Consider the following 656-nt stretch of genomic DNA (forward strand, 5'->3'; position numbering starts at 1 on the left):
CCTGTAAGCAGCGCCGTACGCAATCCTGCCTTCTCGGCCAAAGGCGCGATTGTAGCGAAATGCTGGCGCGCGAGTACTTCTGTCGGCACCATCAGGGCAGATTGACCGCCAGCCTCGGCGGCATGCGCCATGGCGAGGAGGCCGACGACGGTCTTGCCGGAGCCGACATCGCCTTGCAACAGGCGCAACATCCGGTCTGGTTCCCGCAAATCGGCGATGATTTCCTTGATCGTTTGGCTTTGGCTATTCGTCAGCGAATAGGGCAGGGCCGCGATGATTTTCGCCATGAGATGGCCGTCACCCTCCAGCTTGCGGCCGGAAAGGCGACGTGTTTTCATGCGCACCAGTGCCAGTGCCAGTTGACCGGCTAGAAATTCGTCATAGGCAAGCCGCTGTCTGGCGGGATGGTCGAGTGCAATGTCGCTTGGATCTTGAGGATTGTGCAGGACCTGCAGTGCCTGACGATGCGATGGCAGGTCATACTTCTCGAGTACTGGCGGATCGATCCATTCCGGCATATCCGGTGCTTTGGCCAGCGCTTCCTGAATGCCGCGTGCCAGCACTTTTGGCGACAGGCCTGCTGTCAGCGGATAAACAGGCTCAACCAGTGGCAGCAATGAAGCATCTTCGATACTGGCAATATGATCTGGGTGAAC

At 58.5% G+C, this 656-nt stretch carries 1 protein-coding gene; it reads right to left on the bottom strand.

All coding sequences use genetic code 11. The features are described 5' to 3' along the window. On the bottom strand, nt 1-656 hold a 656-nt coding region (locus ACXJ5O_RS29035; protein WP_457302923.1), incomplete at both ends, for a DEAD/DEAH box helicase.

Source organism: Phyllobacterium sp. P5_D12, assembly GCF_054049495.1.